Annotated in this window: 27 protein-coding genes; 22 read left to right on the forward strand and 5 right to left on the reverse strand. The window is 72.8% G+C overall.

What is annotated here, in order from left to right; translation table 11 throughout:
- The first annotated feature begins 91 nt into the window (after positions 1–91).
- The 3 genes from ACLJOK_RS27825 to ACLJOK_RS27835 are packed head-to-tail and all read left to right on the forward strand — an operon-like array spanning position 92 to position 3063.
- A complete protein-coding gene (locus ACLJOK_RS27825) occupies positions 92–646 on the forward strand; it encodes a MauE/DoxX family redox-associated membrane protein (protein ID WP_410821479.1) in 555 nt (184 codons plus the stop codon).
- A 36-nt stretch (positions 647–682) separates the two neighbouring features.
- The gene (locus ACLJOK_RS27830; protein WP_410821480.1) at positions 683–1222 is read left to right on the forward strand and encodes a TlpA family protein disulfide reductase; all 540 of its coding nucleotides are present in this window, start codon (positions 683–685) and stop codon (positions 1220–1222) included.
- On the forward strand, positions 1219–3063 hold the full coding sequence (locus ACLJOK_RS27835) for an ABC transporter ATP-binding protein (protein WP_410821481.1): 1845 nt from the start codon (positions 1219–1221) through the stop codon (positions 3061–3063). The genes ACLJOK_RS27830 and ACLJOK_RS27835 overlap by 4 nt, the downstream gene beginning before the upstream one ends.
- On the opposite strand, the gene ACLJOK_RS27840 is transcribed toward ACLJOK_RS27835, so the two are convergent.
- Positions 3033–4865 (reverse strand): BTAD domain-containing putative transcriptional regulator, encoded by a 1833-nt coding sequence (locus tag ACLJOK_RS27840; protein ID WP_410821482.1) that lies wholly within the window; start codon positions 4863–4865, stop codon positions 3033–3035. The genes ACLJOK_RS27835 and ACLJOK_RS27840 overlap by 31 nt on opposite strands.
- A 201-nt stretch (positions 4866–5066) precedes the next feature.
- Between ACLJOK_RS27840 and argC the strand changes: the two genes are divergently transcribed.
- From argC to argH, 8 genes are read left to right on the forward strand one after another with little or no spacing between them, the layout of a single operon-like run.
- Positions 5067–6068 carry an N-acetyl-gamma-glutamyl-phosphate reductase gene (gene argC, locus ACLJOK_RS27845; RefSeq protein ID WP_410821483.1) on the forward strand — a complete coding sequence of 334 codons (1002 nt, stop codon included), beginning with the start codon at positions 5067–5069 and terminating at the stop codon, positions 6066–6068.
- Positions 6065–7237: a bifunctional glutamate N-acetyltransferase/amino-acid acetyltransferase ArgJ gene (gene argJ, locus ACLJOK_RS27850; protein WP_410821484.1), complete on the forward strand. Its 1173-nt coding sequence runs from the start codon at positions 6065–6067 to the stop codon at positions 7235–7237. The genes argC and argJ overlap by 4 nt, the downstream gene beginning before the upstream one ends.
- Positions 7234–8139 carry an acetylglutamate kinase gene (gene argB, locus ACLJOK_RS27855; protein WP_410821485.1) on the forward strand — a complete coding sequence of 302 codons (906 nt, stop codon included), beginning with the start codon at positions 7234–7236 and terminating at the stop codon, positions 8137–8139. The genes argJ and argB overlap by 4 nt, the downstream gene beginning before the upstream one ends.
- On the forward strand, positions 8136–9365 hold the full coding sequence (locus tag ACLJOK_RS27860; protein ID WP_410821486.1) for an acetylornithine transaminase: 1230 nt from the start codon (positions 8136–8138) through the stop codon (positions 9363–9365). Before argB ends, ACLJOK_RS27860 begins: the two co-directional genes overlap by 4 nt.
- On the forward strand, positions 9362–10345 hold the full coding sequence (gene argF / locus ACLJOK_RS27865; RefSeq protein ID WP_410821487.1) for an ornithine carbamoyltransferase: 984 nt from the start codon (positions 9362–9364) through the stop codon (positions 10343–10345). The genes ACLJOK_RS27860 and argF overlap by 4 nt, the downstream gene beginning before the upstream one ends.
- The gene (locus tag ACLJOK_RS27870) at positions 10342–10857 is read left to right on the forward strand and encodes an arginine repressor (RefSeq protein WP_238679572.1); all 516 of its coding nucleotides are present in this window, start codon (positions 10342–10344) and stop codon (positions 10855–10857) included. Before argF ends, ACLJOK_RS27870 begins: the two co-directional genes overlap by 4 nt.
- Positions 10854–12059 carry an argininosuccinate synthase gene (locus tag ACLJOK_RS27875; protein ID WP_410821488.1) on the forward strand — a complete coding sequence of 402 codons (1206 nt, stop codon included), beginning with the start codon at positions 10854–10856 and terminating at the stop codon, positions 12057–12059. The genes ACLJOK_RS27870 and ACLJOK_RS27875 overlap by 4 nt, the downstream gene beginning before the upstream one ends.
- Before the next feature lie 14 nt (positions 12060–12073).
- Positions 12074–13537, forward strand: coding sequence for an argininosuccinate lyase (gene argH, locus ACLJOK_RS27880; RefSeq protein WP_410821614.1), 1464 nt, complete (start codon positions 12074–12076; stop codon positions 13535–13537).
- A gap of 43 nt (positions 13538–13580) precedes the next feature.
- On the opposite strand, the gene ACLJOK_RS27885 is transcribed toward argH, so the two are convergent.
- Positions 13581–13934, reverse strand: coding sequence for an MmcQ/YjbR family DNA-binding protein (locus tag ACLJOK_RS27885; RefSeq protein WP_410821489.1), 354 nt, complete (start codon positions 13932–13934; stop codon positions 13581–13583).
- A gap of 93 nt (positions 13935–14027) precedes the next feature.
- Complete coding sequence (locus ACLJOK_RS27890; protein WP_124856546.1) at positions 14028–14453, reverse strand: DNA-binding protein; 426 nt, start codon at positions 14451–14453, stop codon at positions 14028–14030.
- A 101-nt stretch (positions 14454–14554) separates the two neighbouring features.
- Between ACLJOK_RS27890 and ACLJOK_RS27895 the strand changes: the two genes are divergently transcribed.
- The 5 genes from ACLJOK_RS27895 (at position 14555) to ACLJOK_RS27915 (ending at position 18584) form a co-directional block, all read left to right on the forward strand.
- Complete coding sequence (locus tag ACLJOK_RS27895; protein ID WP_410821490.1) at positions 14555–15196, forward strand: DNA-3-methyladenine glycosylase; 642 nt, start codon at positions 14555–14557, stop codon at positions 15194–15196.
- 87 nt (positions 15197–15283) lie between these two features.
- On the forward strand, positions 15284–16369 hold the full coding sequence (locus ACLJOK_RS27900; protein WP_410821491.1) for a WD40/YVTN/BNR-like repeat-containing protein: 1086 nt from the start codon (positions 15284–15286) through the stop codon (positions 16367–16369).
- Positions 16370–16371: 2 nt separating this feature from the next.
- The gene (locus ACLJOK_RS27905; RefSeq protein ID WP_112584619.1) at positions 16372–16647 is read left to right on the forward strand and encodes a ubiquitin-like small modifier protein 1; all 276 of its coding nucleotides are present in this window, start codon (positions 16372–16374) and stop codon (positions 16645–16647) included.
- A gap of 162 nt (positions 16648–16809) precedes the next feature.
- On the forward strand, positions 16810–17952 hold the full coding sequence (locus ACLJOK_RS27910; RefSeq protein ID WP_406066127.1) for an LLM class flavin-dependent oxidoreductase: 1143 nt from the start codon (positions 16810–16812) through the stop codon (positions 17950–17952).
- Entirely contained in the window at positions 17949–18584 is a 636-nt protein-coding gene (locus ACLJOK_RS27915; protein WP_410821492.1) for an FMN reductase, read from the forward strand. The genes ACLJOK_RS27910 and ACLJOK_RS27915 overlap by 4 nt, the downstream gene beginning before the upstream one ends.
- Here ACLJOK_RS27915 and ACLJOK_RS27920 read toward each other — a convergent pair.
- The gene (locus ACLJOK_RS27920; RefSeq protein ID WP_410821493.1) at positions 18577–19440 is read right to left on the reverse strand and encodes a universal stress protein; all 864 of its coding nucleotides are present in this window, start codon (positions 19438–19440) and stop codon (positions 18577–18579) included. The genes ACLJOK_RS27915 and ACLJOK_RS27920 overlap by 8 nt on opposite strands.
- Positions 19441–19568: 128 nt before the next feature.
- On the opposite strand from ACLJOK_RS27920, the gene ACLJOK_RS27925 reads away from it, so the two are divergent.
- The 5 genes from ACLJOK_RS27925 to ACLJOK_RS27945 all read left to right on the forward strand — a co-directional run bounded on the left by ACLJOK_RS27925 (position 19569) and on the right by ACLJOK_RS27945 (position 24313).
- Positions 19569–20072 carry an ArsR/SmtB family transcription factor gene (locus ACLJOK_RS27925; protein ID WP_410821494.1) on the forward strand — a complete coding sequence of 168 codons (504 nt, stop codon included), beginning with the start codon at positions 19569–19571 and terminating at the stop codon, positions 20070–20072.
- Positions 20073–20122: 50 nt separating this feature from the next.
- A complete protein-coding gene (locus tag ACLJOK_RS27930; protein WP_410821495.1) occupies positions 20123–21598 on the forward strand; it encodes a serine hydrolase domain-containing protein in 1476 nt (491 codons plus the stop codon).
- A gap of 46 nt (positions 21599–21644) precedes the next feature.
- Positions 21645–22145, forward strand: a complete 501-nt coding sequence (locus ACLJOK_RS27935) for a GNAT family N-acetyltransferase (protein ID WP_410821496.1) — start codon at positions 21645–21647, stop codon at positions 22143–22145.
- 9 nt (positions 22146–22154) lie between these two features.
- Entirely contained in the window at positions 22155–22796 is a 642-nt protein-coding gene (locus ACLJOK_RS27940) for a hypothetical protein (protein ID WP_410821497.1), read from the forward strand.
- Between the two features lie 179 nt (positions 22797–22975).
- Positions 22976–24313, forward strand: a complete 1338-nt coding sequence (locus ACLJOK_RS27945) for a hemolysin family protein (RefSeq protein ID WP_410821498.1) — start codon at positions 22976–22978, stop codon at positions 24311–24313.
- A 22-nt stretch (positions 24314–24335) separates the two neighbouring features.
- Here the strand turns inward: ACLJOK_RS27945 and ACLJOK_RS27950 are convergent, their stop codons facing one another.
- On the reverse strand, positions 24336–24725 hold the full coding sequence (locus ACLJOK_RS27950) for a PaaI family thioesterase (RefSeq protein WP_091402036.1): 390 nt from the start codon (positions 24723–24725) through the stop codon (positions 24336–24338).
- 100 nt (positions 24726–24825) lie between these two features.
- On the opposite strand from ACLJOK_RS27950, the gene tyrS reads away from it, so the two are divergent.
- Positions 24826–26118 carry a tyrosine--tRNA ligase gene (tyrS, locus tag ACLJOK_RS27955; RefSeq protein WP_410821615.1) on the forward strand — a complete coding sequence of 431 codons (1293 nt, stop codon included), beginning with the start codon at positions 24826–24828 and terminating at the stop codon, positions 26116–26118.
- Positions 26119–26683 lie beyond the last annotated feature (565 nt).

The raw sequence follows: 26683 nt of genomic DNA on the forward strand, positions 1-26683 counted from the left end.
ACAGCCGACTCGGGCGTCGGCGGTCGTCGATGTATTCGCGATGTATCCGCCGCTCCTAGCGTGGGACTCCCAGCTAAGGAGGTGGGTACGGATGCGAGCCCTGGAACTGACCGCGCGGCTACTGCTGGCCCTGGTGTTCCTCGCCGCGGTCATCGGCAAGCTGCGGACCCGGGCGGGTTACGCCGCGTTCGTGGCGTCGGTCGGCCAGTTCGGTGTGCCGGCCCGCTGGACCGCGCCGGCCGCCCGCGTGGCCGTGGCCGCCGAGGCGTCCGTCGTGGTGCTGCTCGCCGTTTCCCGGACCGTGCCCGCCGGGCTGGTCCTCGCCGTCGGGCTGCTCGGTGTGCTCACCGCCGCGATGGTCGGGGCGCTGCGCCGGGGCGCCCGGCCGGCCTGTCGCTGCTTCGGCGCCGCCGACGCGCCCATCGGCGCCCGGCACGTCGGGCGCAACCTCGCGCTCGTGACGGTGGCGCTGCTCGGCCTGCTCGGCGGAGCCGCCGCCGCCGGGCCGCCGCTGTCCGCCTCCGCCGCGCTGGTCGCCGTCGGCGTCGCGGTCCCCCTCGCCGCCGTTGTGGTCCGCCTCGACGACCTCGTTGCCCTCTTCGCCCCCACCCCGTCGCGGCCGACCCGCCCGGCCGGCCGGCACTGACCCCGGATCGAATCCCCGCACCCCGAAGGAGCCCTCATGGCGCTGTTGACCGTCGCCGTCGTCCTCGTCGCCGCTCTCGGCCTGCTCAACCTGGTCCTGCTGCTCGGTGTGGTCCGTCGGCTGCGCGAGCACTCCGACCTGCTCAGCGACCAGCAGGGCCAACCACCGGCGGTGATGATGGAGGTGGGCTCGATTCCTGGCGACTTCGTGTCCACCACCCTGGACGGACGGGTGCTCTCGAGGGCCGACCTGCCGCCGATGACGATGGTCGCGTTCCTCTCGCCGAGCTGCGAGCACTGCGAGGAGCAATTGCCGGTGCTTGTCGACCGGGCGCGCACGATGCCGGGCGGTGCCGAGCACGTGTGGATCGTCGTGGTCGGCAAGGGCCCGGAGACGGCCACGTACGCCGAGCAGTTCCTCGGTCTGGCGACAGTGTTCGTCGAACCGGGAACCGGCGCGCTTCCGCTCGCGTTCGGGGTCAAGGGGTTCCCGGCGTTCGGCCTGCTCGACCAGCGCGGGATCGTGGCCTCCACGGCCTTCGGTATCGCCCGGTTGGACCTGCCGGTGGCGCGGTGAGCGGCCCCCGGCTGGCACCGCGACGGGCTGCCCGGCACGCCCGGGCGGCGCTGGGCCTGACCTGGCGGGCCGCCCCGGCGGGCACCGCGGCGGACCTGCTGCTCGCGGTGCTGGCCGGGCTGACCCCGGTGCTCGTGGCCGCGCTTACCAAGCTCGTGCTGGACCGGCTCACCGGTGGCGGCTCACCCGCCGTGTCGCTGGCCGCGCTCGCCGCCGGCCTGGCCGTCGCCGCCGCGCTCGGCACGGTCCTGCCGCACCTGCGCACCTACGTGGCCGCGGAGCGCTCGCGGGCGGTGTCCCGGCTGGTGCGCCGCCGGCTGTACGACGCGGTGCAGCGTCTCGTCGGGCTGGTGCGGCTGGAGGACCCGGAGTTCCAGGACCGGTTGCAGGCGGCCCAGCAGACCGGTCACCTCGGCCCCACCCAGCTGACCGGCAACGCGTTCGGCGCGGTGCAGAGCGCGCTGGCGATGGCGGGTTTCCTCGGTGTCCTGCTGATGCTCAACCCGCTGATCGGGGCGCTGGTGCTTCTCGCCGCCCTGCCCACCCTCTGGATGCAGCTGCGGCTCAACCGGGCCCGCGCGGCGATGGTGCTGCGGATGGAGCACTTCCAGCGGCGGGACCTGTTCTTCGCCCAGTTGCTGGTGGGGGTGCCGGCGGCCAAGGAGGTACGGCTGTTCGGTCTGGGCCGGTTCTTCGGCGACCGGATGCTCGACGAACTGCACGCCATGCACCGGGTGGAGCAGCGGCTGGACCGCCGGGAGGTGCGCGCCCAGGCGGTGCTCGGGCTGCTCGGCGCGACGGTGGCGGGCATCGGGGTGGTCTACACCGTCTCGGTCGCCCGGGCGGGCGGGCTCACTCCCGGCGATGTGGTGATCTTTCTGGCCGCGATCCCGGGGGTGCAGGGCGCGCTGGGCAGCCTGGTCGTCCAGATCGGCGCGATCCACCAGGCGTTGCTGCTCTTCGAGCACTACGACCAGGTCGCGCACGTCGAGACGGACCTGCCGGTGCCGGCCACACCCCGCCCGGTGCCGCCGCTGAGCGAGGGCATCGAGCTCCGCGACGTGTGGTTCCGCTACTCGCCGGAGCATCCGTGGGTGCTGCGGGGCGTGGACCTGCACCTGCGGGCCGGCGCCACCACCGCCCTGGTGGGGCTCAACGGCGCTGGCAAGAGCACCCTGGTCAAGCTCCTGTGCCGGTTCTACGACCCGGAACGCGGCAGCATCCGGTGGGACGGGGTCGACCTGCGCAAGTTCGACCCGGCGGAGCTGCGCGAGCGGCTGGGCGCGGTGTTCCAGGACTTCATGCCGTACGACCTCAGCGCGGCGGAGAACATCGCGCTGGGTGACCTGGCTGCCCGTGACGACCCGGAGCGGCTGCGAACCGCCGCCCGGTACGCGGGCATCGACGACGCGTTGACGGCGCTGCCCCGCGGCTACGACACCCTGTTGACCCGGATCTTCTTCGACGGCCCGGATCGGGACGACCCGCAGGCCGGCGTGGTGCTGTCGGGCGGTCAGTGGCAGCGGGTGGCGCTGGCCCGGGGCTTCCTGCGGGCCGAGCGGGACCTGCTGATCCTCGACGAGCCCAGCTCCGGCCTGGACGCGGAGGCCGAGCACGACCTGCACCGCCGGTTGGGCGAGCTGCGCCGGGGTCGGACCAGTCTGCTCATCTCGCACCGCCTCAACGCGGTGCGCGACGCCGACACGATAGTGGTGCTCGCCGACGGTCGGGTCGTCGAACGGGGCGACCACGGCGAGTTGCTCGCCGCCGCCGGCCGGTACGCCCGGCTGTTCGGCCTCCAGGCGCGCGGCTACCGGGAGGACACGCCGGCGCCGGTGTGACCGGCCAGGTCGCCGCCAACCTCGGTGGCGGCGAGTTCGGCGGCGTAGAGCCGGACGAGTTCGCCGATGTGGAACCGGCCGGGCCCGGCCGGCTCGGCGAGCTGAGCGGCGACCAGCCGGTCCAGTGCTCGCGCCGCGTCCTCGGGAAGGGCCCCGCTCAGCGTGGCGGCCAGTTCGGCGGTGACCGGCCCAGGGTGGGCGCGGCCGAGCCGGAGGAAGACCGGCGCGGCCGAGCCGAGCCGCCGGTAGCTGGCGCTGAGTCGCGGCCCGAGCCCGGTCTCGGCGAGCCGGTACCGCTCGTCGCGCAGCAGCCGCGCCAACCGGCTCAGCGACCAGTGCGACCCCTCGGTCAACCGGGCGGAGGCGGTGCGCAACGCCAGTGGCAGCCGCTCGCAGAGGTTGACCACGGCCGAGGCCGCCTCCGGCTCGGCGTCCACCGGGCGGTCCCCGGCGGTGGCCCGCAGCAGTGCCAGAGCGTCGGCGGCGGGCAGCGGATCGAGCCGCAGCTTGGGGGCGTCGCCGGTGGTGACCGGGTTGCGGCTGGTGACCAGCAGCGCGCACCCGCCGCGTACCGGTAGCAGGTCGTCGACCTGGGCCGCCTCGGCGGCGTTGTCGAGCACCAGCAGGACCCGCCTGTCGAACAGCAGGGAGCGGACACGGGCGCGTGCCTCGGCGACGCTTGTCGGCTCTGGTTCCTCGGTGCCGGGGTGCAGGGCCCGGAGCACCCGGGTCGCGATCTGCAACGGCGGGGGTGCGGCGTCGGCGACCGACCCGCCGAGGTCGAGGTGGAGCTGGCCGTCGGGGAAGGCGTCCAGCGCCGCCGCCGCGACGCGCAGCGCCAGCGCGGACTTGCCGGTGCCGGCCATCCCGTAGATCGCCACGATGACCGGTTGTCGGCGGGCGTCGACGAGCGCCTGGCGCAGCCGGGCCAGCTCCACCCGGCGGCCGACGAACGGCGCGGTAGGGCAGGGCAGCTCGTGTGGCACCCTCGGCGCGACGGGAGGGCGCCGGGTCGGCGTGGGGCCGTGCCGTCGGGGCGGGATCGCCGCGCGGCGTTCGTGGCGGCGCACCGAGCGGTACAGCTCGGTCAGCTCTGGCCCGGGGGGCACGCCCAGCTCACCGTGGAGCGCCCGGCAGGCCGCCTGGTAGGTCTGCACCGCGCCGGCCTGGTCACCGGCCCGGTGCAGGGCGGTCATCAGCATCGCCCACGCCGGCTCCCGCAGCGGGTGCTCGGCGAGGTGCTGGCGCAGCAGGGTCAGCAACGCCGGCGTACCTGGGTCGCCCAGGTCCAGGCGGCAGGCCGCGTACGTTTCCCGGGCGCTGACCCGCCGCTCGCGCAGCCTGTCGAAGGCGGCTGACGTCGCCGGCCCGTACGCCGGTGGCGGATCGGTCGGCGACCAGAGCGCCAGCGCGCGACTGAGCAGGGTGGCGGCCAGTTCGGGTTCCCCGCTGATGCGGGCGGCGTGGCCGTCGGTGGTAAGTCGTTCGAACTCGGAGGCGTCCAGCTCGCCCGGCTCGATCCGGAGCAGGTACCCGCCGTGCTCGGCGGGGAGTCGGGGCGGGTCGTCGGGGGAGTCGAGCAGGTGGCGGAGTTGGCTGGCGTGGCTGCGCAGGTTCGCCACGGCCGACGTCGGGGGCCGTCTGCCCCACAACTCCTCGCGCAGTCGTTCGACAGGGACCGCCAGACCGGCCTGCAACAGGAGGGTGACGAGCAGAGCGGTGGGTCGGCCGGCCGGCACCCGCACTGCCTGCCCGTCGCGACGCACCTGGACCGGACCGAGGATCTCGAACGACAGCCCCACAGCGTCCTCCGTCAGGTGCCCCCTCGCGGACCGGACAGGCCGGACCACCACCGTCGGAAAGTCATGCTAGTCGATTTAACGTTGGTTCAGGCGATCATTTCCCGATCGGCACCGGATACATTTCCATGCAGGGCACTGTATGAAGTTGCAGCGCGTGATCGGTTTTGTTAATCTTCGCTGCATAGTCATGCGGAGGTGGGTATGGGGATCCGAGTCGCGGTCGCCGGAGCGAGCGGGTACGCCGGGGGTGAGCTGCTGCGCCTGATCGCCGGGCACCCGGAGTTCGACCTGGTTGCCGCCACCGCGCACAGCCAGGCCGGGCACCGCGTCGATGTGGTGCACCCGCAGCTCACCGGGCTCGACCTGGTGCTCGGCGAGACCGATTCGACCACCCTGGCCGACGCGGACCTGGTCTTCCTGGCCCTGCCGCACGGCCAGTCGGCTGCCCTCGCGGCCCAGCTCCCGGCCGAGGTGCGGATCGTCGACCTCGGTGCCGACCACCGGCTGGCCGACCCGTACGCCTGGGCGCAGTACTACGGCGGCACGCACGCCGGGCAGTGGACCTACGGCCTGCCCGAGCTGCCCGGCCAGCGGGAGCTGATCGCCGGCTCCACCCGGGTCGCGAACACCGGCTGCTACGCCGCCGCGATCACCCTGGCGCTCGCGCCGCTGCTCGCCGACGGCGCGGCCAGCCCCGCCGACGTGGTGGTGGTCGCCGCCTCCGGCACCTCCGGCGCCGGCCGGGCGGCCAAGCCGCACCTGTTGGCCAGCGAGGTGATGGGCGACCTGTCCCCGTACCGGGTGGGCACCCACCAGCACGTCCCGGAGATCAAGCAGGCCACCGGCGCGACCGGCCTGTCGTTCACCCCGGTCCTGGCGCCGATGCCGCGCGGCATCCTGGCCACCGTCACCGTGGTGCCGGCGCGCGGCGTCGACCCGCAGGAGGTGCTGGCCCGGGCGTACGCGGACGCGCCGTTCGTGCACGTGCTGCCGGAGGGCCGCTGGCCGCACACCGCCGCCACGCTGGGCTCCAACTCGTGTCACCTGCAGGCCACCGTCGACGTCGACTCGGGTCGTCTGATCGTGCTCAGCGCGTTGGACAACCTGGGCAAGGGCGCGGCCGGTCAGGCCGTACAGAACGCCAACCTGATGCTCGGCCTGCCGGAGACGACGGGCCTGTCGATCTGGGGGGTCACCCCGTGAGTGTCACCACCCCTCGGGGGTTCCGGGCGGCCGGTGTGGCCGCCGGCCTCAAGACCAGCGGCGGCGCGGACGTCGCCCTGGTCGTCAACGACGGCCCGGACGCCGGAGTGGCCGGTGTCTTCACCACCAACCGGGTCAAGGCCGCGCCGGTGCTCTGGACCCAGCAGGTCGTGCAGGGCGGTGTGGTCCGGGCCGTGGTGCTCAACTCCGGTGGCGCCAACGCCTGCACCGGCCCTGCGGGCTTCCAGGACACGCACGCCACCGCCGAGCACACCGCCGCCGTGCTGACCTCGGTCAGCCCTCGGTTGATCCTCGGTGCCGGTGAGGTCGCGGTCTGCTCGACCGGCCTGATCGGTGAGCGGCTGCCGATGCCGAAGCTGCTGCCGGGCGTCCGCTCGGCGATCCGTGGGCTGTCCCGCGACGGTGGCCCGGCCGCCGCCGAGGCGATCATGACCACGGACACCCGGCCGAAGACCACTGTGGCCCGGGGGAGCGGCTGGACGGTCGGCGGCATGGCCAAGGGCGCCGGGATGCTTGCGCCCGGGATGGCCACCATGCTCTGCGTGCTGACCACCGACGCGGTGGCCGGGCCGGCGACGCTGGACGAGGCGTTGCGGGCGGCCACCCGGGTCAGTTTCGACCGGGTCGACTCCGACGGCTGCATGTCCACGAACGACACGGTGCTGCTGCTGGCCAGCGGGGCGAGCGGCGTCGAGCCGACGCCGGCCGAGCTGGCCGCCGCCGTCACCGCGGCCTGTCACGACCTGGCCCAGCAGTTGGTGGCCGACGCCGAGGGTGCCACCAAGCAGATCGCCATCGACGTGGTCGGCGCGGCGGACGAGGACGAGGCGGTCGAGGTGGGCCGTACGGTGGCCCGCAACAACCTGGTCAAGACGGCGCTGTTCGGCAACGACCCCAACTGGGGTCGGATCCTCGCCGCCGTCGGTACGACCGCCGCCGCGTTCGAGCCGGACGAGGTGGACGTGGCGGTCAACGGGGTGTGGGTGTGCCGGGGCGGCGCCGCCGCCGAGGACCGCTCGAAGGTCGACCTGACCGGGCGGGACGTGACCATCCGGATCGACCTGCACGCGGGTACGTCGGCCGCCACGATCTGGACCAACGATCTGTCCCACGCATACGTGCACGAGAACTCGGCCTATTCGACATGAGTCTTAGTAGCGATCTGGCTCGCGCCCAGGTCAAGGCGGAGACCCTGATCGAGGCGCTGCCCTGGTTGGCCCGTTTCTCCGGCTCGACGGTGGTGGTCAAGTACGGCGGCAACGCGATGACCGATCCGGAGTTGCAGCGGGCGTTCGCGGCCGACATGGTCTTCCTGCGCTACGCCGGCCTGAAGCCCGTGGTGGTGCACGGTGGCGGTCCGCAGATCTCCGCCATGCTGGGTCGCCTCGGCATCGCCAGCGAGTTCCGGGGTGGTCTGCGGGTGACCACCGCCGAGGCGATGGACGTGGTCCGGATGGTGCTGGTCGGTCAGGTGGGCCGGGAACTGGTGGGTCTGATCAACTCGCACGGTCCGTACGCCGTCGGCCTCTCCGGCGAGGACGCCCGGCTGTTCACGGCGGTGCGGCGTCCCGCGTACGTGGACGGGCTGCCGGTCGACGTGGGCCAGGTCGGGGACGTCGAGTCGGTCGACGTGTCCGCTGTGACCGACCTGATCGAGGCCGGTCGGATTCCGGTGATCTCCACGGTGGCGCCGGACGTGGACGGGGTGCTGCACAACCTCAACGCGGACACCGCCGCCGCGGCGCTGGCCATCGCGTTGCAGGCCCGCAAGCTGGTAGTGCTCACCGACGTGGCCGGCCTGTACGCGGACTGGCCGGACACCACCAGCCTGGTCTCCGAGATCGCCGCGGACGACCTGGCCAAGCTGCTGCCCAGCCTGGAGTCGGGGATGGTGCCGAAGATGGAGGCCTGCCTGCGGGCGGTGCGTCAGGGAGTGCCCGCCGCGCACGTCGTCGACGGTCGGGTGGCGCACTCCACGTTGCTTGAGGTGTTCACCTCGGAAGGGTTCGGAACGATGGTGGTGCCGGGAGACGGGACGGACGCGACATGAGCACGTTGGCGCAGCGGTGGAAGCAGTCCATGATGGACAACTACGGCACGCCGCCGATGGCGTTGGTCTCCGGCGCCGGTGCCGTCGTGGTCGACGATGCCGGCCGGGAGTACCTCGACCTGGTGGGTGGCATCGCGGTCAACGCCCTCGGTCACGCCCACCCCGCTGTGGTGGCGGCGGTGTCGAAGCAGGTCGCGACCCTCGGGCACGTCTCCAACCTCTATGTGGCCGAGCCGCCGGTCGCCCTCGCCGAGCTGCTGTTGGCGCTCGCCGGCCGACCGGGCCGGGTGTTCTTCGCCAACTCGGGCGCGGAGGCGAACGAGGCGGCGTTCAAGCTCTCCCGGCGCACCGGCCGCACCCACGTGGTGGCCACCAGGGGCGGCTTCCACGGCCGCACCATGGGCGCCCTCGCGCTGACCGGCCAACCGGCCAAGGCCGACCCGTTCCGGCCGCTGCCCGGCGAGTTGACCCACGTCGACTACGGCGACGTCGCCGCCCTCGACGCGGCCGTCTCGGACGCCACCGCCATGGTGATCCTGGAGCCCATCCAGGGTGAGAACGGCGTGCTGGTCCCGCCGGCCGGCTATCTCGCCGCGGCCCGGCGGATCACCGCCCGGCACGGCGCGTTGCTGGTCCTCGACGAGGTGCAGACCGGCGTCGGGCGTACCGGGCACTGGTTCGCGCACCAGGCCGAGGGTGTGGAGCCGGACGTGGTCACCCTGGCCAAGGGGTTGGGTGGCGGGCTGCCCATCGGCGCGACGTTGGCCTTCGGCCCCGCCGCGGACCTGCTGACCCCCGGTTCGCACGGCACCACGTTCGGCGGCAACCCGGTCAGTTGCGCGGCGGCGCTCGCCGTGGTGGCGACGATCGCCAACGAGGGCCTGCTCGACAACGTCAAGCGGGTCGGTGAGCGGCTGCGTCGCGGCATCGAGGCGCTGGACCACCCGCTGATCGCCGGCGTACGCGGCGCCGGTCTGCTGCTCGGCGTGGCGCTCACCGCACCGGTGTCGTCGGTGCTGGCCGAGGCCCTGCGGGAGGCCGGCTTCCTGGTCAACCCGGTGCAGCCGGGTGTGATCCGGCTGGCGCCGCCGCTGATCCTCACCGCCGCCCAGGCGGACGCCTTCCTCGCGGCGCTGCCCGCCGCACTGGACGCGACCGCCCCGGCGGTCGCCGGCGCGCAGATCGCACCAGCCGCTCTGACCACCACGACGGGGACGACTCGATGACCCGGCATTTCCTGCGCGACGACGACCTCTCACCCGACGAGCAGTCCACGGTCCTCGACCTGGCGGCGCGGATGAAGGCCGACCGGTTCGGCCACCGGCCGCTGGTCGGCCCCCGCTCGGTGGCGGTGCTCTTCGACAAGCAGAGCCTGCGGACCAGGATCTCCTTCGACGCCGGGATCGCCGAGCTGGGTGGGCACCCCCTGGTGGTGGACACGCAGGTCACCCACTTCGGTCGCGGTGAGTCGCTCGCCGACGCGGGGCGGGTGCTGTCCCGCTACGTCGCGGCGATCGTGCTGCGGACCCACGGTGACGAGCGGATCGCCGAGGTGGCGGCGGGCGCCACAGTGCCGGTGGTCAACGCGCTCACCGACGGTTTCCACCCGTGCCAGCTGCTGGCCGACCTGCTCACCGTCCGGGAGCGGTGCGGCGGCACGGCCGGCCGGACCCTGGCGTACGTGGGGGACGGCGCCAACAACATGGCGCAGTCGTACCTGCTGGCGGGGGCGACGGCCGGGATGCACGTGCGGATCGCCGGTCCGGCCGGGTTCGCGCCGGACGCGGCAGTTGTGGAACGGGCCGCCCGGATCGCGGCGGAGACCGGTGGGTCGGTGCGGGTGCTGACCGACCCGGCCCAGGCGGTACGCGACGCCGACGTGCTGGCCACCGACACCTGGACGTCGATGGGGCAGGAGGCCGACGGGTTGGACCGGATCACCCCGTTCCTGCCGTACCAGGTCAACAAGGAGCTGCTCGGTCAGGCCGCGCCGGACGCGATAGTGCTGCACTGCCTGCCCGCACACCGTGGCGAGGAGATCACCGACGAGGTGCTCGACGGCCCGCAGAGCGCGGTCTTCGACCAGGCGGAGAACCGGCTGCACGTGCAGAAGGCGCTGCTGACGTTCCTGCTGGGTACCGCGACGGGGGGAGCCGCGACGGGGGACGACGCGACCGGCGACGCCGCCACCGGGGGGCCCCGATGACCGCGCCGCTGACCCGCGCGGCCCGGCACGCCCGGATCGTGGAGCTGATCCGCGAGCGGACGATCCGGTCGCAGACCGAGCTGGCCGACCTGCTCGCCGCCGACGGAGTGGGCGTCACCCAGGCCACCCTCTCGCGGGACCTGGAGGAGTTGGGCGCGGTCAAGGTGCGCGGCGGCGACGGCCCGGCCGTCTACCTGATCCCCGAGGACGGGCAGCGACCGTTGCGCGACGCCGAGGCCGCGCCGGCCCGGCTGGTACGGCTGCTGCGCGAACTGCTCAACGGGGTCGACTCCAGCGGCAACATCGCCGTGCTGCGGACACCGCCGGGCGCAGCCCAGTACCTGGCCAGCGCGTTGGACCGGGCGGGCCTGCCCGAGATCGTCGGCACCATCGCCGGCGACGACACCATCCTCGTCGTGGCGCGTGAGGCCGTCGGCGGGGCCGCACTCGGAGACAAGCTCGCCGGCTGGGCCCGCCGGGACGACACAGTTGAAGGGAACACCACGTCATGACCGAGCGGGTCGTGCTCGCGTACTCCGGCGGGTTGGACACCTCCGTCGCCATTCCGTACCTGTCCGAGCAGACCGGCGCCGAGGTGATCGCGGTAGCTGTCGACGTCGGGCAGGGCGGCGAGGACCTCGACGCCATCCGGCAGCGTGCGCTGGACTGCGGCGCCGCCGAGTCCGAGGTGGTGGATGCGCGCGACGAGTTCGCCGCCGACTACTGCCTGCCGGCCATCCGGGCCAACGCGCTCTACATGGACCGCTACCCCCTGGTGTCGGCGCTGTCCCGGCCGCTGATCGTCAAGCACCTGGTGGCGGCGGCGCGCAAGCACGGCGGCACCATCGTGTCGCACGGCTGCACCGGCAAGGGCAACGACCAGGTCCGCTTCGAGGTGGGCCTGAACGCGCTCGCTCCCGACCTGAAGATCATCGCGCCGGCCCGTGACTTCGCCTGGACCCGGGACAAGGCGATCGCCTTCGCCGAGGAGAAGGGGCTGCCGATCGACGTGTCGGCCAAGTCCCCCTACTCGATCGACCAGAACCTGTGGGGTCGCGCGGTGGAGACCGGCTTCCTGGAGGACATCTGGAACGCCCCCGTCGAGGACCTCTACTCGTACACCTCCGACCCGACCCAGGAGCGCGACCCCGACGAGGTCGTGATCACCTTCGACGGCGGTGTGCCGGTGGCGATCGACGGTGAGACGGTCACCCCGTACCAGGCGATCCTGGAGCTCAACCGTCGCGCCGGCGCCCAGGGCGTGGGCCGGCTCGACATGGTCGAGGACCGCCTGGTCGGCATCAAGAGCCGCGAGGTGTACGAGGCACCCGGCGCGATCGCGCTGATCACCGCCCACCAGGAGTTGGAGGCGGTGACCGTCGAGCGGGACCTGGCCCGGTTCAAGAAGGGCGTCGACCAGCGCTGGGGCGAACTCGTCTACGACGGGCTGTGGTTCTCGCCGCTGAAGGCGTCGCTGGACGCGTTCATCGACGACGCGCAGCGGCACGTGAGCGGCGAGGTGCGGATCATCCTGCACGGCGGCCGGGCCACGGTGACCGGCCGGCGCTCCGAGGCGAGCCTCTACGACTTCGGAATGGCGACCTACGACACCGGCGACACCTTCGACCAGTCCCTGGCCAAGGGCTTCGTGCAGCTGTGGGGGCTGCCGAGTCGGATGGCCGCCGCTCGGGACGCCCGGCTGGGAGGCCACTGACCATGGGGACCACAATGGGCGGGGTGGACGACAAGAGCCTGACCGAGAACAGCGCCGCCACCAACCGGACGAGCCTCTGGGGTGGCCGGTTCGCGGGTGGCCCCGCCGAGGCGCTCGCCCGACTGTCGGTGAGCGTGCAGTTCGACTGGCGCCTGGCCCCGTACGACATCGCGGGTTCCCGGGCGCACGCCCGGGTCCTCGCTGGCGCCGGCCTGCTCGATCCGGAGGAACTGGGCCGGATGCTGGCCGCGCTGGACGACCTGGAGGCCGCCTGCGCCTCTGGCTCGTTCCGCCCCACCATCGACGACGAGGACGTGCACACCGCGCTGGAGCGCGGTCTGCTGGAGCGTCTCGGCAGCCTCGGTGGCAAGCTGCGCGCCGGCCGGTCCCGCAACGACCAGGTCGCCACCGACCTGCGGCTCTACCTGCGCGACCACGCCCGGGGCGTGGCCAGCCGCCTGGTCGAGCTGGCGGAGGCGCTGGTCGAGCAGGCCGAGCGGCACATCGACACCGCCGCGCCGGGCATGACCCACCTCCAGCACGCCCAGCCGGTCACCTTCGGGCACTGGCTGCTCGCCCACGTGCAGCCGCTGCTGCGCGACCTGGAGCGGCTGCGCGACTGGGACCACCGGGCGGCGATCAGCCCGCTCGGCGCGGGCGCCCTGGCCGGTTCCGGGCTTCCACTGGACCCGGTGGCCGTGGCCAAGGAGCTGGGCTTCCGTACGTCGTTCGCCAACTCGATGGACGCTGTCGCCGACCGGGACTTCGTGGCCGAGTTCCTCTTCACCACCGCCCTGATCGGGGTGCACCTGTCCCGTCTCGGCGAGGAGGTGGTGCTCTGGACCTCGCACGAGTTCGGTTGGGTGGAGCTGGACGACTCCTTCGCCACCGGCTCGTCGATCATGCCGCAGAAGAAGAACGCGGACATCGCCGAGCTGGCCCGGGGCAAGTCGGGGCGTCTGGTCGGCGGCCTGATGACAGTGCTCACCATGCTCAAGGGCCTGCCGATGACCTACGACCGGGACATGCAGGAGGACAAGGAGCCGGCCTTCGACGCTGTCGACACCCTGGAGCTGCTGCTTCCCGCCCTGGCGGGAATGATCTCCACGATGACGGTCCGGGTGGACCGCCTCGTCGCCGCCGCCCCGGTCGGCTTCTCCCTCGCCACCGAGGTCGCCGACTGGCTGGTCCGACGCAACGTGCCGTTCCGCGACGCGCACGAGATCACCGGCCAACTGGTGGCGCTCTGCGCGGCTCGGGAGTGCGAGCTGAACGACGTCTCCGACGAGGACCTGGCCACGATCAGCGGGCACCTCGACCCGTCGGTGCGCGACGTGCTCTCGGTCCGTTCGGCTCTCGCCGCCCGGACCACCCCCGGTTCCACCGGCCCCGGCCCGGTCGCCGACCAGCTCGCCGCCGCGGCGGACCGGCTGGCCAGCTGGCGGGAGTGGGCCGCCGAGCGGGTCGTTCCGCGCTGAGCTGTGCCGTGGCGTCGGCGCTGGCCGCCGGCGCCGCGGCGGTTCAGGCCGTCGGGCGCTCCCGCTTGGGGAGCTTGGCCACCACCATGTCGTACGACGAGTCGACCGCCTCGGTCAGCTCCTCGTCGTCGATCCCGCCGTTCAGGCGCAGCGTGTTCCACCCGGACCGGCCGATGTAGGCCATCACGCTGGCGTCGTCGGGGTGCCGGTGCAGCCACTCGTCGGCCACCTCCCGGGTCGCCCCGCACTTGATGCCGACCGTCGGCTTGCCGCTGTCGCTGCCGAGGAACGCGAAGATCCGGCCGCCCACCTTCACCACCTCGTCGCCCTCCCACGGCTGGTCCAGCCACGCTCCCGGCTTGGCCAGGCAGTACGCCAGCATCTCCGCGCGCTCCAATGGGTGCCTCCTCGTCGTGCGCACAGTGTGCCCGCCCAACCGCCGTCGCAGGCGCGGCGGGCCGATCCGGGCGTCGGTTCGGGACGCGCCGGATCAGGCGGTCTGCTCGGCGGAGCGGGCGGCGACCCGTTCGTAGCGCTGTCGGGCCGCCTGCGCGCTGCCCAGCCCCAGCCCGTACGCGATCGCCTGCCAGGTCAGCCCCCGGTCGCGGGCCAGCGTCAGCAGGCCGGCCTCCAGGGCGTCCAGCTCGGCGCGGACGTGGGGGAGCAGGGTCAGCGCGGCGGTCAGGTCGGCGGCGTCGATCGGCTCCTCAGCGGGTTCGCGCTCGGCCCCGCCGGCGGCCAACGCGGTGACCAGGGCGACCGCCTCCCACGGGTCCAGCACGTACGGGTGGGCCCAGCGGCCCCGCTGGGTGTCGGTGCCGGCGTGCCGCTCGCTGATCCGTTGTAACGCCTCGTACGTCCGGTGGGCGCGGGCTCGGCCCGGGTCCGGCGCGGTGAAGATGTCCTCGGTCGTCATACCCTGAGCACACCCCATCAACGAATACTTGTCAACAGATTGTTCAATTCTCCGTCGTGCCGGACGGGTGTCGGGGCGACGGGATGGGTACCGTCGGGGACATGGCACTGTCGCCCGGTGACAGCAGCACCGACGCCGACCTGGCGGCGCTGGCGGACCTGCTCGCCGGCCCACTGCTGCCGGCGGCGCGCGGGCTGCTGGGCTGCCGGCTGCACGTCGGCGGGGTCACCGCCCGGATCACCGAGGTCGAGGCGTACGCGGGAAGCGGCGGCGATCCCGCCTCGCACGCCCATCGGGGCCGCACCCCGCGCAACGCCGTGATGTTCGGCCCCGCCGGGTACGCCTACGTCTACTTCACCTACGGGATGCACTGGTGCGTGAACGTGGTCACCGGGGTCGAGGGGGAGGCCTCCGCCGTGTTGCTGCGCGCCGGTGAGGTGGTCGACGGGCTGGCCACGGCACGGGAGCGCCGGCCGGCCATCCGGCGCGACGTGGACCTGGCCCGTGGGCCCGCCCGGCTCTGCTCGGCGCTCGGCATCGACCGCGAGGCGTACGGGGCGTACCTGCTCGGCGACGGCCCGGTCCGCCTGCGCCCCCCGGCCCGGCCGGTGCCGCCGGAGACGGTGGTGGCGGGTCCCCGGGTCGGCGTGACCGGCGCGCACGACCTGCCCTGGCGGTTCTGGCTCGACGGCGACCCCACGGTCAGCGCGTACCGCCGGCACGTGCCCCGCATCCGACGCTGAGCGCGCCCCGGGCGTGTGGGCGGCCGAGGTTGTCGGGGGGTGTGGCCATAATCACTCGATCTGCTCACCGACGGTTCGGAGGACGTCATGGCAACGCTGCTCGCGATCGGCACAGCCAAGGGATTGTTTCTCGCCACCAGCACCGACGACCGGCGCAGCTGGGAGATCACCGGTCCGCACTTTCCGATGACCGGTGTCTACGCGGTCGCTGTCGACACCCGTCGTTCCACCCCGCGGCTGCTCGCCGGCATGACCAGCTCACACTTCGGCCCCAGCGTCGCCACCAGCGACGACCTCGGCGCCTCCTGGGACGAGCCCGACCAGGCGCCGGTCGCGTTCCCGGCCGACACCGGCGTCTCCCTCGGGCGGGTCTGGCAGCTGATGCCGGCCGGCCCCGACGAGCCGGACGTCGTCTGGGCCGGCACCGAGCCCTCGGCGCTGTTCAAGTCCACCGACGGTGGCCGCAGCTTCGAGCTGGTCCGTTCCCTCTGGGACCACCCGCACCGGCCCCAGTGGGAGGCCGGCTTCGGCGGTCAGGCCGTGCACACGGTGCTGCCGCACCCGCGTGACCCGTCTCGGCTGCTGGTCGCCATGTCCACCGGTGGGGTCTACCGCTCGGAGGACGCCGGGGCGAGTTGGGCGCCGGGCAACACCGGCATCCGCGCCTACTTCATGCCGGACGAGTGGCCGGAGTTCGGCCAGTGCGTGCACAAGGTCGCCCGCGACGCCGGCAACCCCGAGCGGCTCTACGCGCAGAACCACCACGGCGTCTACCGCTCCGATGACGACGGCCGCACCTGGTCCTCCATCGCCGATGGGCTGCCCAGCGACTTTGGCTTTCCGATGGTGGCCCACCCGGGGCGCGGCGGCATGGTGTGGACCTTCCCGTTGGTGGCCGACGGCGAGCGGTTCCCGACCGACCACCGCTGCCGGGTGTTCCGTTCCGCCGACGCCGGCGGCAAGTGGGAGCCGCTGTCGGTCGGGCTGCCCGAGGGCCCGTTCTATCCGGCGGTTCTGCGGGACGCGATGTGCGCCGACGACGCCAGCCCTGGTGGGGTCTACTTCGGCACCCGCTCCGGCTCGGTCTTCGCCAGCCGCGACGAGGGCGACTCCTGGTCGTCGGTCGCGGCACACCTGCCCGACGTGCTCTGCGTTCGCGTTGCGGAGGTCTGAGCGTGGTCACCGTGCTGCTGCCCGGCCCGCTGCGTGGCGAGGCCGGGGGCGCGAGTCGGCTGAACGTCACCGCCGCCGGGACGCTGCGGGCGGTCCTGGACGAGATGGCCGTCGCGCACCCCCGGCTGGCCCGGCGCATCCGCGACGAGCGTGGCGAGCTGCGCCGCTACGTCAACGTCTTCGTCGACGGGGAGGACTGCCGGCACTCCGGCGGTCTGGCCACCCCGGTCAAGGATGGCGCTGAGGTGCAGGTGCTGCCGTCGGTGGCGGGCGGCTGAGCGGCCCGACGGCGAGGGGATTCTCCGACCCGATGTCCGGTTGCGGGCGTGACCGGCGCCACTGCGAGGCGTCCCGCCGACGGAATAGTTGCGTCGTCAAATAAGTTGTGAGCTGCGTCCGGGTACCACGACGGCACCCGGTTGACACGCGAGGAGCTGGTCATGCAGTTCGGAATCTTCACCGTCGGTGACGTCACCGTCGATCCGACCACCGGTCGGGAGCCGACCGAGCATGAGCGGATCAAGGCGATGGTCGCGATCGCGTTGAAGGCCGAGGAGGTCGGTCTGGACGTCTTCGCCACCGGCGAGCACCACAACCCGCCGTTCGTGCCGTCGTCACCGACCACCATGCTCGGCTACATCGCGGCGCGCACCGAGCGGCTGCTGCTGTCCACCGCCACCACGCTGATCACCACCAACGACCCGGTGAAGATCGCCGAGGACTACGCGATGCTCCAGCACCTCTCCGACGGCCGGGTGGACCTCATGATGGGCCGCGGCAACACCGGCCCGGTCTACCCGTGGTTCGGCAAGGACATCCGCGCCGGCATCCCCCTGGCCATCGAGAACTACGACCTGCTGCACCGGCTGTGGCGCGAGGACGTGGTCGACTGGAAGGGCAAGTACCGCACCCCGTTGCAGTCGTTCACGTCGACGCCGCGCCCGCTCGACGGCGTGCCCCCGTTCGTCTGGCACGGCTCGATCCGCAGCCCGGAGATCGCCGAGCAGGCCGCGTACTACGGCGACGGCTTCTTCGCCAACCACATCTTCTGGCCCAAGGAGCACACCCAGCGGATGATCGCGCTCTACCGCCAGCGGTACGCGCACTACGGCCACGGCTCCGCCGATCAGGCGATCGTCGGCCTCGGTGGGCAGGTGTTCATGCGCCGCAACTCGCAGGACGCGGTCCGGGAGTTCCGGCCGTACTTCGACAACGCCCCGGTCTACGGGCACGGGCCGTCGCTGGAGGAGTTCACCCGCGAAACCCCGCTGACAGTGGGCAGCCCGCAGCAGGTCATCGACCGCACGCTCGGCTTCCGCGAGTACGTCGGTGACTACCAGCGGCAGCTGTTCCTGATGGACCACGCCGGGTTGCCGCTGAAGACCGTGCTGGAGCAACTCGACCTGCTCGGCGAGGAGGTCGTACCGGTGCTGCGCAAGGAGTTCGACGCGCTGCGCCCGGCGCACGTGCCGGCGGCGCCGACGCACGCCTCGCTGGTCGCCGCCGCGGGCGGCGCCAAGGACAGCACCGTGCACGCCGTCGACGACGTGACGGGCAAGGCGCCGGAGGGGGCGACCCGATGACCCGCCGCACCCTGGCCGTCGTCTCGGCGGGGCTGAGCCAGCCCTCGTCGACCCGGCTGCTCGCCGACCAGCTCGCCGCGGCCACCCGCGACGAGTTGGTCCGGCGCGGCTCCGAAGTGGAGCTGCACGTCGTCGACCTGCGCGAGTACGCCCACGACGTGGTGAACAACATGCTCACCGGGTTCGCGCCGGCAGCGCTGCGCGAGGTCGTCGACACGGTGACCGGGGCGGACGGGCTCATCGCCGTCACCCCGATCTTCAGCGCGTCGTACAACGGGCTGTTCAAGTCCTTTTTCGACGTGTTGGATTCCGAGTCGCTGGTCGACCGGCCGGTGCTGATCGGCGCGACCGGCGGCACCGCCCGGCACTCGTTGGCACTGGAGCACGCCGTCCGCCCGATGTTCGCCTACCTTCGGTCGGTGGTCGTCCCGACCGCTGTCTTCGCCGCCCCGGAGGACTGGTCCGACGGCACCGCCGACGGCGCGTTGCGCGCACGGATCCGGCGCGCCGCCGGGGAGTTGGCCGACCAGATCGAGCGCCGGCCACCGGCCACCGGGCCGGCCGACCCGTTCGCCCTCACCACCGACTTCCTACAGATGCTCGGCCGAGGTGACGGCGCGCCGGTCAGCTGACCGGATGGGCGACCAGCACCGGGCAGTGCGCGTGCTGGATCGCCGCCTGACTGACCGACCCGAGCAACAGGCCGGCGAACCCGGCCCGGCCCCGGGTGCCCACGACCAGCAGCGACGCCGTGCCGCTGGCCTCGATGAGCCCCTGGGCCGCGCCGGCCGCCCGGACCGGATGCTCGCGCACCACCAGGTCGGGGTGTTCGGCGCGCACCACGGCGGAGGCGTCCGCCAGGAGTCGCACCGCCTCGGCCTGGTGCGCGGCCTGCGACTCCTCGGGCACCGGCCGGCCGCCGTCCGGCGGGCCGACGTGCACCAGCACCAGTGGCACGTCCCGCAGCGCCGCCTCGTCGGCGCCGAGGCCCACCGCGAGTCGGGACGACTCGGACCCGTCCACGCCCACCAGCACCGGGCCGTCCACCGGGATCGGCTGCTCGTCCGGGCGGACCACCAGCACCGGGCAGTGCGCGTGCGCGGCCACCTGCGCGCCGACGGAGCCGAGTAGCAGGCCGGCGAACCCGCCCAGGCCACGGCTGCCCACCACGACCAGCTCGGCCTGGCGGGACTCCTCGATCATGGTGGCCCCCGGGCCGCCCAGGACCTGGCGCACCTCGACGGCGAGGCCGGACCACCGTTCGGTCAGCTCGGCCGCCGTGCGCTCCAACACCTGCTGCGCCTCCTCGGATGGCGCCGGCACCCCGAGGTCGTACGGGTTGAGCGGCACGCCGTAGCCGGACGCATGCAGGTAGCCGTGCACCAGGAGCAGCCGTCGGGACCGGAGCAGGGCGGCCCGCGCCGCGTGTTCGGCGGCGACGAGGCTGGACGGCGATCCGTCCACGCCCACCACGACAGGTCGATTCATCGGCGCTCCCTGGGTCGGTCAGGTCATTGTCGACCGCTCGGCCGCGCTGCAGGGGCCGGACGCGCCGGTCCCGGCGGCGCGTCGATTCGGCACTTGCACGTAATTACGTATGTTCGTACTACCGACGTATGGACACCGTGGAAGACCGGCTCGCCGCGCTGGAGGCGCAGGTTGCCGCGCTGAGCGAACGGCTCGCCGCCGCACCGCCAACGCCACCCGCGCCCGAGGGCACCTTCTGGGCGCTCGACGGCCTCAAACAGCGCCTACCACCCGACGGGTCGGGCGCGGTGCTCTACACCGGCACCGTCCGCGTCGCGGGCCAGCACTACGACTGGCAGTACGGCCGCACCGTCGACGACCTGCTCGCCGCCGACTGGACGGAGCTGGCCAGCACCCTCTCCGCGTTGGCCCACCCGGTGCGGCTGCGGCTGCTGCGCGAGATCATCGGCGGCCGGCAGAGCACCAGCGAGCTGGCCGAGATCGAGGAGTTGGGCACCACCGGCCAACTGCATCACCACCTGCGCCAGATCACCGCCGCCGGTTGGCTGCGCAGCGCCGGCCGAGGTCGGTACGCGGTTCCCGCCGAACGCGTGGTGCCCCTGCTGGCCATCCTCACCGCCGCTGGCCGCTGACCACACGCGGCTCGGCCGCCCATCCGACGACCCCCACCCCAGGAGCCACCATGCGCCGGACGACCGTCACCACCCTCCTCGTCGCACTGATCGCCGGCCTGGTCGGAGTGGCGCTGATGCCTCGGGTGCCCCGACTCGGCCCGCAGATCACCGGCGATCGCGACCTGGCCGCTGCCGCACGGTCGGCCACGCCCGACCCGTCGGGGCGCCGCGGGCTCGCCGTCGCCCTGGTCGAGAACGGCCGGATCCGCACCGCCGGCCTGGGTGACCGGGACCTCGCCGGTCAGCCCGTCGAGCCCGGCACCCCGTTCGAGATCGGCTCGGTCACCAAGGCGCTCACCGGCATGCTCCTGGCCGACCAGGTCGCCGCCGGTGTCGTCGGCCCCGACGACCGGCTCGGCAGCGCCTGGCCCGAGGTCACCGGCCCCGCCCGCGACATCACGCTCGCCGAACTCGCCAGCCACCGCGCCGGCCTGCCCCGGCTCGCCCCCGGCTCCCCGTTGGGGTGGGCACGCATCCTCTGGTCCAACGTCTCCGGCGGAAACCCCTACGCCGGGCAGGGCGTCGACACCATCCGCAGCGCCGCCGACCGGGTCAGCACCGACGACGACGAGCGCGGCGAGGTCCACTACTCCAACCTCGGGCCGTCAGTGCTCGGCCACGCGCTCGCCGCGAAGGCCGGCGTCGCGTACCCCGACCTGCTGCACGCCCGGCTGCTCGGGCCACTCGGCATGACGGCCACCGTCGTCCCCTCCCGCGACGACGACCTGCCGGCCGGTCGCGCCCAGGGCAGCCGGGCCGGCGGCCGGCCGCTCGATCCGTGGGCGGGAGCCGGTTACGCGCCGGCCGGCGCCGGCCCCTGGTCCACGGCGGAGGACCTCGGCCGGCTGCTCGCCGCGACCCTCGCCGGCACCGCGCCCGGCGCCGACGCCGCCACCGCCCGCTTCCGCGAGGACGACGACACCCGCATCGGGTACGGCTGGTTCACCACCCGGCACGGCGATCGCGAGGTGGTCTGGCACAACGGCGCTACCGGCGGGTTCCGGTCCTACGTCGGCTTCGAACGGGCCACCGGCCGCGCGGTGGTGGTGCTCGGCAACACCGACAGGGGCGTCGAGCCGATCGGGCTGCGGCTGCTCGGGGTGCCACAGAAGGAGGCCGACTCGGCGGCGTCGATGGTGCTGCCGTGGATCGGCGCCGGCCTCGCGGTGGCCTTCACCTTCCTCGGCGGCATCTCCCTGTTCGGCACCGCCCGCCGTCGCCAACTGGACCAGGTGACGCTGCTGGCGGCGGCGGTCTGGGCGTTCGCCTACCTGGCGTTGGGGCACCGGTTGGGGGACTGGTCGGTGGTGCCGGCCTGGCTGTGGCCGCTCGGGGCCGGCCTGTCGGCGGCCGGGGTGGCCCTGGCGGCGACCCGGTGGCGCGCCCTGCCGGTGGTCGACGCGCAGGTGCCGTGGCGTCGACTGCTGTCGGTGGCGAGTTCCCTGGGCGCCGCCGTGCTGGCGGTCGTCGCCGTCGCCGGCTGACTCCGCGCCGCCGCCTCGTGTCACAGCCGTTGCGTACCCTCGGCCGATGACCTCCGATCTGCTGCTGCGCCCGGTCCGTGAGGACGACCTCGTCGAGTTCTTCCTGCACCAACAGGACCCGGAGGCCAACCGGATGGCCGCGTTCGGCCCGAAGGACCCGTCCGACCGTCGGGAGTTCGCCGCACACTGGGCCCGGGTGCTCACCAACCCGGCGAACCTGGTCCGCACCGTCGAGGTCGACGGTGAGGTGGTCGGCTACGTGAGCGCCTTCCCGGTCGAGGGGCAGACCGAGGTCAGCTACTGGATCGACAGGGCGCGCTGGGGTCGGGGTCACGCCACGGCGGCCCTGGCCGCCCTGCTGCGAGAGCTGCCCCGCCCGGTGCACGCCCGCGCCGCCAAGGACAACGCCGCCTCCCTCGCGGTGCTCCGCAAGTGCGGGTTCGCTGTGGTCGGTGAAGACTCGGGGTACGCCAACGGCCGCGGCGAAGACGTCGAGGAGTGGCTGCTCGAGCTGCCCGCCGACGGCCCTGACCTGGGCGGGCACTAGTCTCGCGGCGTGAACTGGTTGGATCTCGTCGGCTGGGCCGGCTCCGCGGTGCTGGTCTGGTCGCTGCTGCAGTCGCGCATCCTGCGGTTGCGGGCGCTCAACCTCATCGGCTGCTTCGTGCTGATCGGCTACAACGCCGCGATCGAGGTCTGGCCCGGCGTCGGGCTCAACGTCGTGCTCGCGGTGATCAACATTTGGTACCTGCGCGGGATGCTCGCCACCCGGCACGACGAGAAGACCTACCAGGTGGTGGAGGTCGGCGTCGGCGACCAGTTCCTCGCGCACACGCTGCGGGTGCACGCCGCCGACATCGCCCGGTTCAACCCCGGCTTCCACTGGGACCCGGACGCGTCAGGGCGCTCGGCGTTCCTCGTGGTCACGGCCGACGAGGTGGTCGGGGTGGTGCTGTCGCACGCCGAGGCGCCCGGCGTCGCCCAGATCGACCTGGACTACGTGACCCCGAAGTTCCGTGACTTCACCCCGGGCGAGTTCGTCTACCGGCGCAGCCACCTGTTCACCGAACGGGGTTTTCACCGGGTGGTCAGCCCGCCCCGGATGGTCGCCCCCTACTACCACCGGCTCGGCTTCCGCCCGGAGGGCGACTCGTACGTCCTCGACCTGCCGGCACCACCGACGCCCCAGTCCGCGTAGCGTCACCGTCGCCCCAGTCGGCCTAGCGTCACCGTCGTTCGATTCGGCGTAGCGTCGCCGGGGCAGGATTCGGCCGGCGCCGGACGGGGCAAAGACAGGCCTACGCCGGGCGGGCTCGCCGACCGGCGGGTGCCGCGCGTAGCGCGCCGGTGCCACCACCACGAGGGAGCGAACCGGGCGTGCAGAGCTACGGGAGCCAACTGGCCCTGGTCGGAGTCCTGGTCGTGATCAACGCGCTCTTCGCGGGCAGCGAGATGGCGTTGGTGTCGCTGCGAGACAGCCAGATCCAGCGGCTGGAGCGCACCAGCCGGGCCGGGCGGGTGTTGGCCCGGCTCGCCAAGGACCCTAACCGCTTCCTGGCCACCATCCAGATCGGCATCACCCTCGCCGGCTTCCTGGCCTCCGCCGCCGCGGCGGTATCGCTGGCCAAACCCCTGGTGCCGCTGCTCGGGATGTTCGGCGGCGCCGCCGAGACGGTGGCAATCGTGGTGGTCACCCTCGCGCTGACCTTCGTCACCCTGGTCTTCGGTGAGCTGGCGCCCAAGCGGATCGCCATGCAGTCCGCCGAGCGGTGGGCACTGGTGGTGGCCCGCCCACTCGACCTGCTGGCCAGCCTGACCCGGCCAGCCGTCTGGGCGCTCGGCGCCACCAGCGACGTGGTGGTCCGCCTGGTCGGGCTCAACCCCAAACACCAGCCGGAGGAGATCGGCCCGGACGAGCTACGCGACATCGTCGCCGGCAACCACGGCTTCACCAAGGAGCAGCGGACCATCATCGCGGGCGCCGTGGAGATCGCCGACCGGCGGTTGCGGGCTGTCCTCGTACCCCGGTTGCAGGTCTTCACGCTCGACAGCGGGACCACCGCGGAGGCCGCGCGGCTCGTGCTGGCCGCCACCGGGCACTCCCGGGCTCCGGTCGTGCGCCACGGCGGCCTGGACGACACGGCCGGAGTGATCCACCTGCGTGACCTGGTGGGCGTGCCCGACGACCGCCCGGTCGACGAGATCGCCCGGCCGCCGATGCTGCTGCCCGACTCGCTACCGGTGGTGGACGCGCTGCGCCAGTTCAAGGCCGAGCGCCAGCACATCGCGCTCGTCGTGGACGAGCGTGGCGCCGTCGACGGCATCGTGACGCTGGAGGACATCCTGGAGGAGATCGTCGGCGAGATCTACGACGAGACAGACCGGGATGTGCGCTCGGTGCGCCGCGACCCCGACGGCGCGCTGCTGCTGCCCGGCACCTTCCCGGTGCACGACCTCCCCGACATCGGCGTGGAGCTGCCGTCGCGCCCGGCCGGTGACTACACCACAGTCGCCGGGCTGGTGCTGGCCCGGCTCGGGCACATCCCCACCGTCGCCGGGGAGGACGTCACGCTGGACGGTTGGGTGCTGGTGGTGGCCGGCATCGACCACCGGGCGATCACCGAGGTACGGGTCAGCCGCGTACCCGACGAAGCCGACGGCGACGCCGACACCGACCAGGCCGCCGAGCCGGTGCTGGACGAGGCGCGCAGCTGACCGGTCCGACGAATGCCGTCGCTCAGGCGGGCGAGAGGTTCTGCAGCCGGACCTGACCACGGGCCACCAGCCGCTCGTCGGCGTCGGTGATCTCCACCTGCCACAGCTGCTGGCTGCGGCCCCGGTGCACCGGAGTGCCGACTGCCCTCAGCTCGCCGTCCCGGACGGCCCGCAGGAAGTCGGTCTGGTTCGACACCCCGACCACGGTGCCCCGGTCGGCCAGCCAGAGGGAGCCGCCCACGCTGGCCGCGGTCTCCACGACCGAGCAGTACACACCGCCGTGCTGGATGCCGAACGGCTGGTGCAGCTCCGGGCGGACCTGCCAGCTGATGACCACCCGGTCGGCGCTGGCCTCCTCGAACTTGAGGCCGAGCAGGGCGACGAAACCGCCCGTCAGATCCGGAATCTCCATGCCAAAGCCCTCCTCGATCAACGGGGCGCAAGCCTAGCCGGGGCAGGTTGCGCCAAACCCGGTACGGGTCGGTGCCGGCGATGGGGGAGAATCGGTGACCGTGACCGACAGCAGCCCTCCGCCGCCTGGGCGGGACTCCCTGACCGACGACCTGCTCTGGCGTGGCCTGATACAGGACTCGACAGGCCTCGACGAGCTGCGCGAGCTGCTCGACGGCGGGACGGCCGCCACCTATTACGTGGGCTTCGACCCCACTGCCCCGAGCCTGCACGTCGGCAACCTCATGCAGGTGACCACGGCCCGCCGGCTGCAACTCGCCGGGCACCGCCCGCTGCTGCTGGTCGGTGGGGCGACAGGGCAGATCGGTGACCCGAAAGAGAGCGCCGAGCGGACCCTCAACCCGCCCGACGTGATCGCCGGCTGGGTCGAGCGCATTCGTGACCAGCTGGCGCCGTTCGTGTCGTACTCCGGCGAGAACGCGGCCCAGCTTGTCAACAACCTGGACTGGACCGGCGAGATGTCGATCGTCGAGTTCCTCCGCGACGTGGGCAAACACTTCCCGGTGAACAAGATGCTCGCGCGGGAGGTGGTGCGGGCCCGGCTGGAGACCGGCATCAGCTTCACCGAGTTCAGCTACCAGCTGCTTCAGGGCAACGACTTCTTCGAGCTGCACCGCCGGCACGGCTGTCAGCTCCAGTTCGGTGGCTCCGACCAGTGGGGCAACATCACCGCCGGCGTCGACTACGTACGCCGGCGGGGCGCGGGGCCGGTGCAGGCGTTCACGACGCCCCTGGTCACCAAGGCCGACGGCACGAAGTTCGGCAAGAGCGAGGGGGGCGCCGTCTGGCTCGACCCCACGATGACCAGCCCGTACGCGTTCTACCAGTTCTGGCTCAACGTCGAGGACCAGGAGGTCGACCGCTACCTCCGGTACTTCAGCTTCCGCACCCGCGACGAGTTGGAGGAGCTGGCGAAGGCCACCGCCGAGCGGCCGGCCGCCCGCCTGGCGCAGCGGGCGCTCGCCGAGGAGCTGACCACCCTGGTGCACGGCGCCGACGAGACCCGACAGGCGATCGCCGCCAGCCAGGCGCTCTTCGGCCGCGGATCGTTGGACGAGCTGGCGCCGGAGACCCTGCGCGCCGCCCTGACCGAGGCGGGTCTCGTACGCCTCTCCGGCGAATTGCCGGATGTGGCGGGTCTGCTGCGCGACTCCGGTCTGGTGAGCGGCCTCAAGGAGGCGCGGCGGGTGATCGCCGAAGGCGGCGCCTACGTCAACAACAACCGGGTGACCGCTGTGGACGCCGGGGTGTCCCCGGCCGATCTGCTGCACGGGCGATACCTGGTGCTGCGCCGGGGAAAACGTTCGTTCGCGGGCGTTGAGCTGGGCGAATAGCCGGCTGTCGACGATGTGACGGGGGACGCGTCCGGCGGATTTGACGATCATCCCGCCGGACGCGTAACTTTCTCTCTGCCAGCGCGGAACGGACGAAACAGGCGAAAGCCGAAAACGGCCGGAGCGCAGGTCAACGGCCTGGGGGTCGGGTGGGCACGCCCACCGGAGCTCCAACCGGGAGGTGCCACCAGAAACGCCGCGAGGCGGATTTGGCGCGGCGAAACCGACCGGGTATGGTTACGAACCGGTAGGGCACCGGGCGGGTCGCGGGAAACTGCGACGGCCGGCCTACCGAATCCATGACGAGAGCGGCGCAAGCCGGTTACGACATGGTGCCCGCGTTATCGGGTGAAGCACGACGAACCGCGAAATATCGGTTTGACACGGCGGAAACGAGCGGGTAACGTAGTAAGAGTGCCTGGCGCTGAAAGCGTTAGTGACACGGTACGGAAAGCCCCGGGTTGGGGTTCCACTGTGGTGGGGCTTCTGGTCGGTGTGTGGTTGTTCTTTGAGAACTCAACAGGGTGCTTGTAAAGCCAGTGCCAATTATGATTTATACCCCGGA

This window comes from Micromonospora sp. 050-3 (genome assembly GCF_046549335.1).
Taxonomy (GTDB): domain Bacteria; phylum Actinomycetota; class Actinomycetes; order Mycobacteriales; family Micromonosporaceae; genus Micromonospora; species Micromonospora trifolii.

Excerpts from the sequence above, each read along its gene's own strand:
- ACLJOK_RS27895 (WP_410821490.1), top strand. The coding sequence starts at position 14,555 with ATGGCACTGTCGCCCGGTGACAGCAGCACCGACGCCGACCTGGCGGCG.
- ACLJOK_RS27930 (WP_410821495.1), top strand. The coding sequence starts at position 20,123 with ATGCGCCGGACGACCGTCACCACCCTCCTCGTCGCACTGATCGCCGGC.
- ACLJOK_RS27875 (WP_410821488.1), top strand. The coding sequence starts at position 10,854 with ATGACCGAGCGGGTCGTGCTCGCGTACTCCGGCGGGTTGGACACCTCC.
- ACLJOK_RS27920 (WP_410821493.1), bottom strand. The coding sequence starts at position 19,440 with ATGAATCGACCTGTCGTGGTGGGCGTGGACGGATCGCCGTCCAGCCTC.
- ACLJOK_RS27825 (WP_410821479.1), top strand. The coding sequence starts at position 92 with ATGCGAGCCCTGGAACTGACCGCGCGGCTACTGCTGGCCCTGGTGTTC.
- ACLJOK_RS27915 (WP_410821492.1), top strand. The coding sequence starts at position 17,949 with ATGACCCGCCGCACCCTGGCCGTCGTCTCGGCGGGGCTGAGCCAGCCC.
- ACLJOK_RS27935 (WP_410821496.1), top strand. The coding sequence starts at position 21,645 with ATGACCTCCGATCTGCTGCTGCGCCCGGTCCGTGAGGACGACCTCGTC.
- ACLJOK_RS27900 (WP_410821491.1), top strand. The coding sequence starts at position 15,284 with ATGGCAACGCTGCTCGCGATCGGCACAGCCAAGGGATTGTTTCTCGCC.
- argH (WP_410821614.1), top strand. The coding sequence starts at position 12,074 with ATGGGCGGGGTGGACGACAAGAGCCTGACCGAGAACAGCGCCGCCACC.
- argF (WP_410821487.1), top strand. The coding sequence starts at position 9,362 with ATGACCCGGCATTTCCTGCGCGACGACGACCTCTCACCCGACGAGCAG.
- argC (WP_410821483.1), top strand. The coding sequence starts at position 5,067 with ATGGGGATCCGAGTCGCGGTCGCCGGAGCGAGCGGGTACGCCGGGGGT.
- ACLJOK_RS27830 (WP_410821480.1), top strand. The coding sequence starts at position 683 with ATGGCGCTGTTGACCGTCGCCGTCGTCCTCGTCGCCGCTCTCGGCCTG.
- ACLJOK_RS27950 (WP_091402036.1), bottom strand. The coding sequence starts at position 24,725 with ATGGAGATTCCGGATCTGACGGGCGGTTTCGTCGCCCTGCTCGGCCTC.
- ACLJOK_RS27870 (WP_238679572.1), top strand. The coding sequence starts at position 10,342 with ATGACCGCGCCGCTGACCCGCGCGGCCCGGCACGCCCGGATCGTGGAG.
- argB (WP_410821485.1), top strand. The coding sequence starts at position 7,234 with ATGAGTCTTAGTAGCGATCTGGCTCGCGCCCAGGTCAAGGCGGAGACC.
- ACLJOK_RS27910 (WP_406066127.1), top strand. The coding sequence starts at position 16,810 with ATGCAGTTCGGAATCTTCACCGTCGGTGACGTCACCGTCGATCCGACC.
- ACLJOK_RS27860 (WP_410821486.1), top strand. The coding sequence starts at position 8,136 with ATGAGCACGTTGGCGCAGCGGTGGAAGCAGTCCATGATGGACAACTAC.
- ACLJOK_RS27890 (WP_124856546.1), bottom strand. The coding sequence starts at position 14,453 with ATGACGACCGAGGACATCTTCACCGCGCCGGACCCGGGCCGAGCCCGC.
- ACLJOK_RS27925 (WP_410821494.1), top strand. The coding sequence starts at position 19,569 with ATGGACACCGTGGAAGACCGGCTCGCCGCGCTGGAGGCGCAGGTTGCC.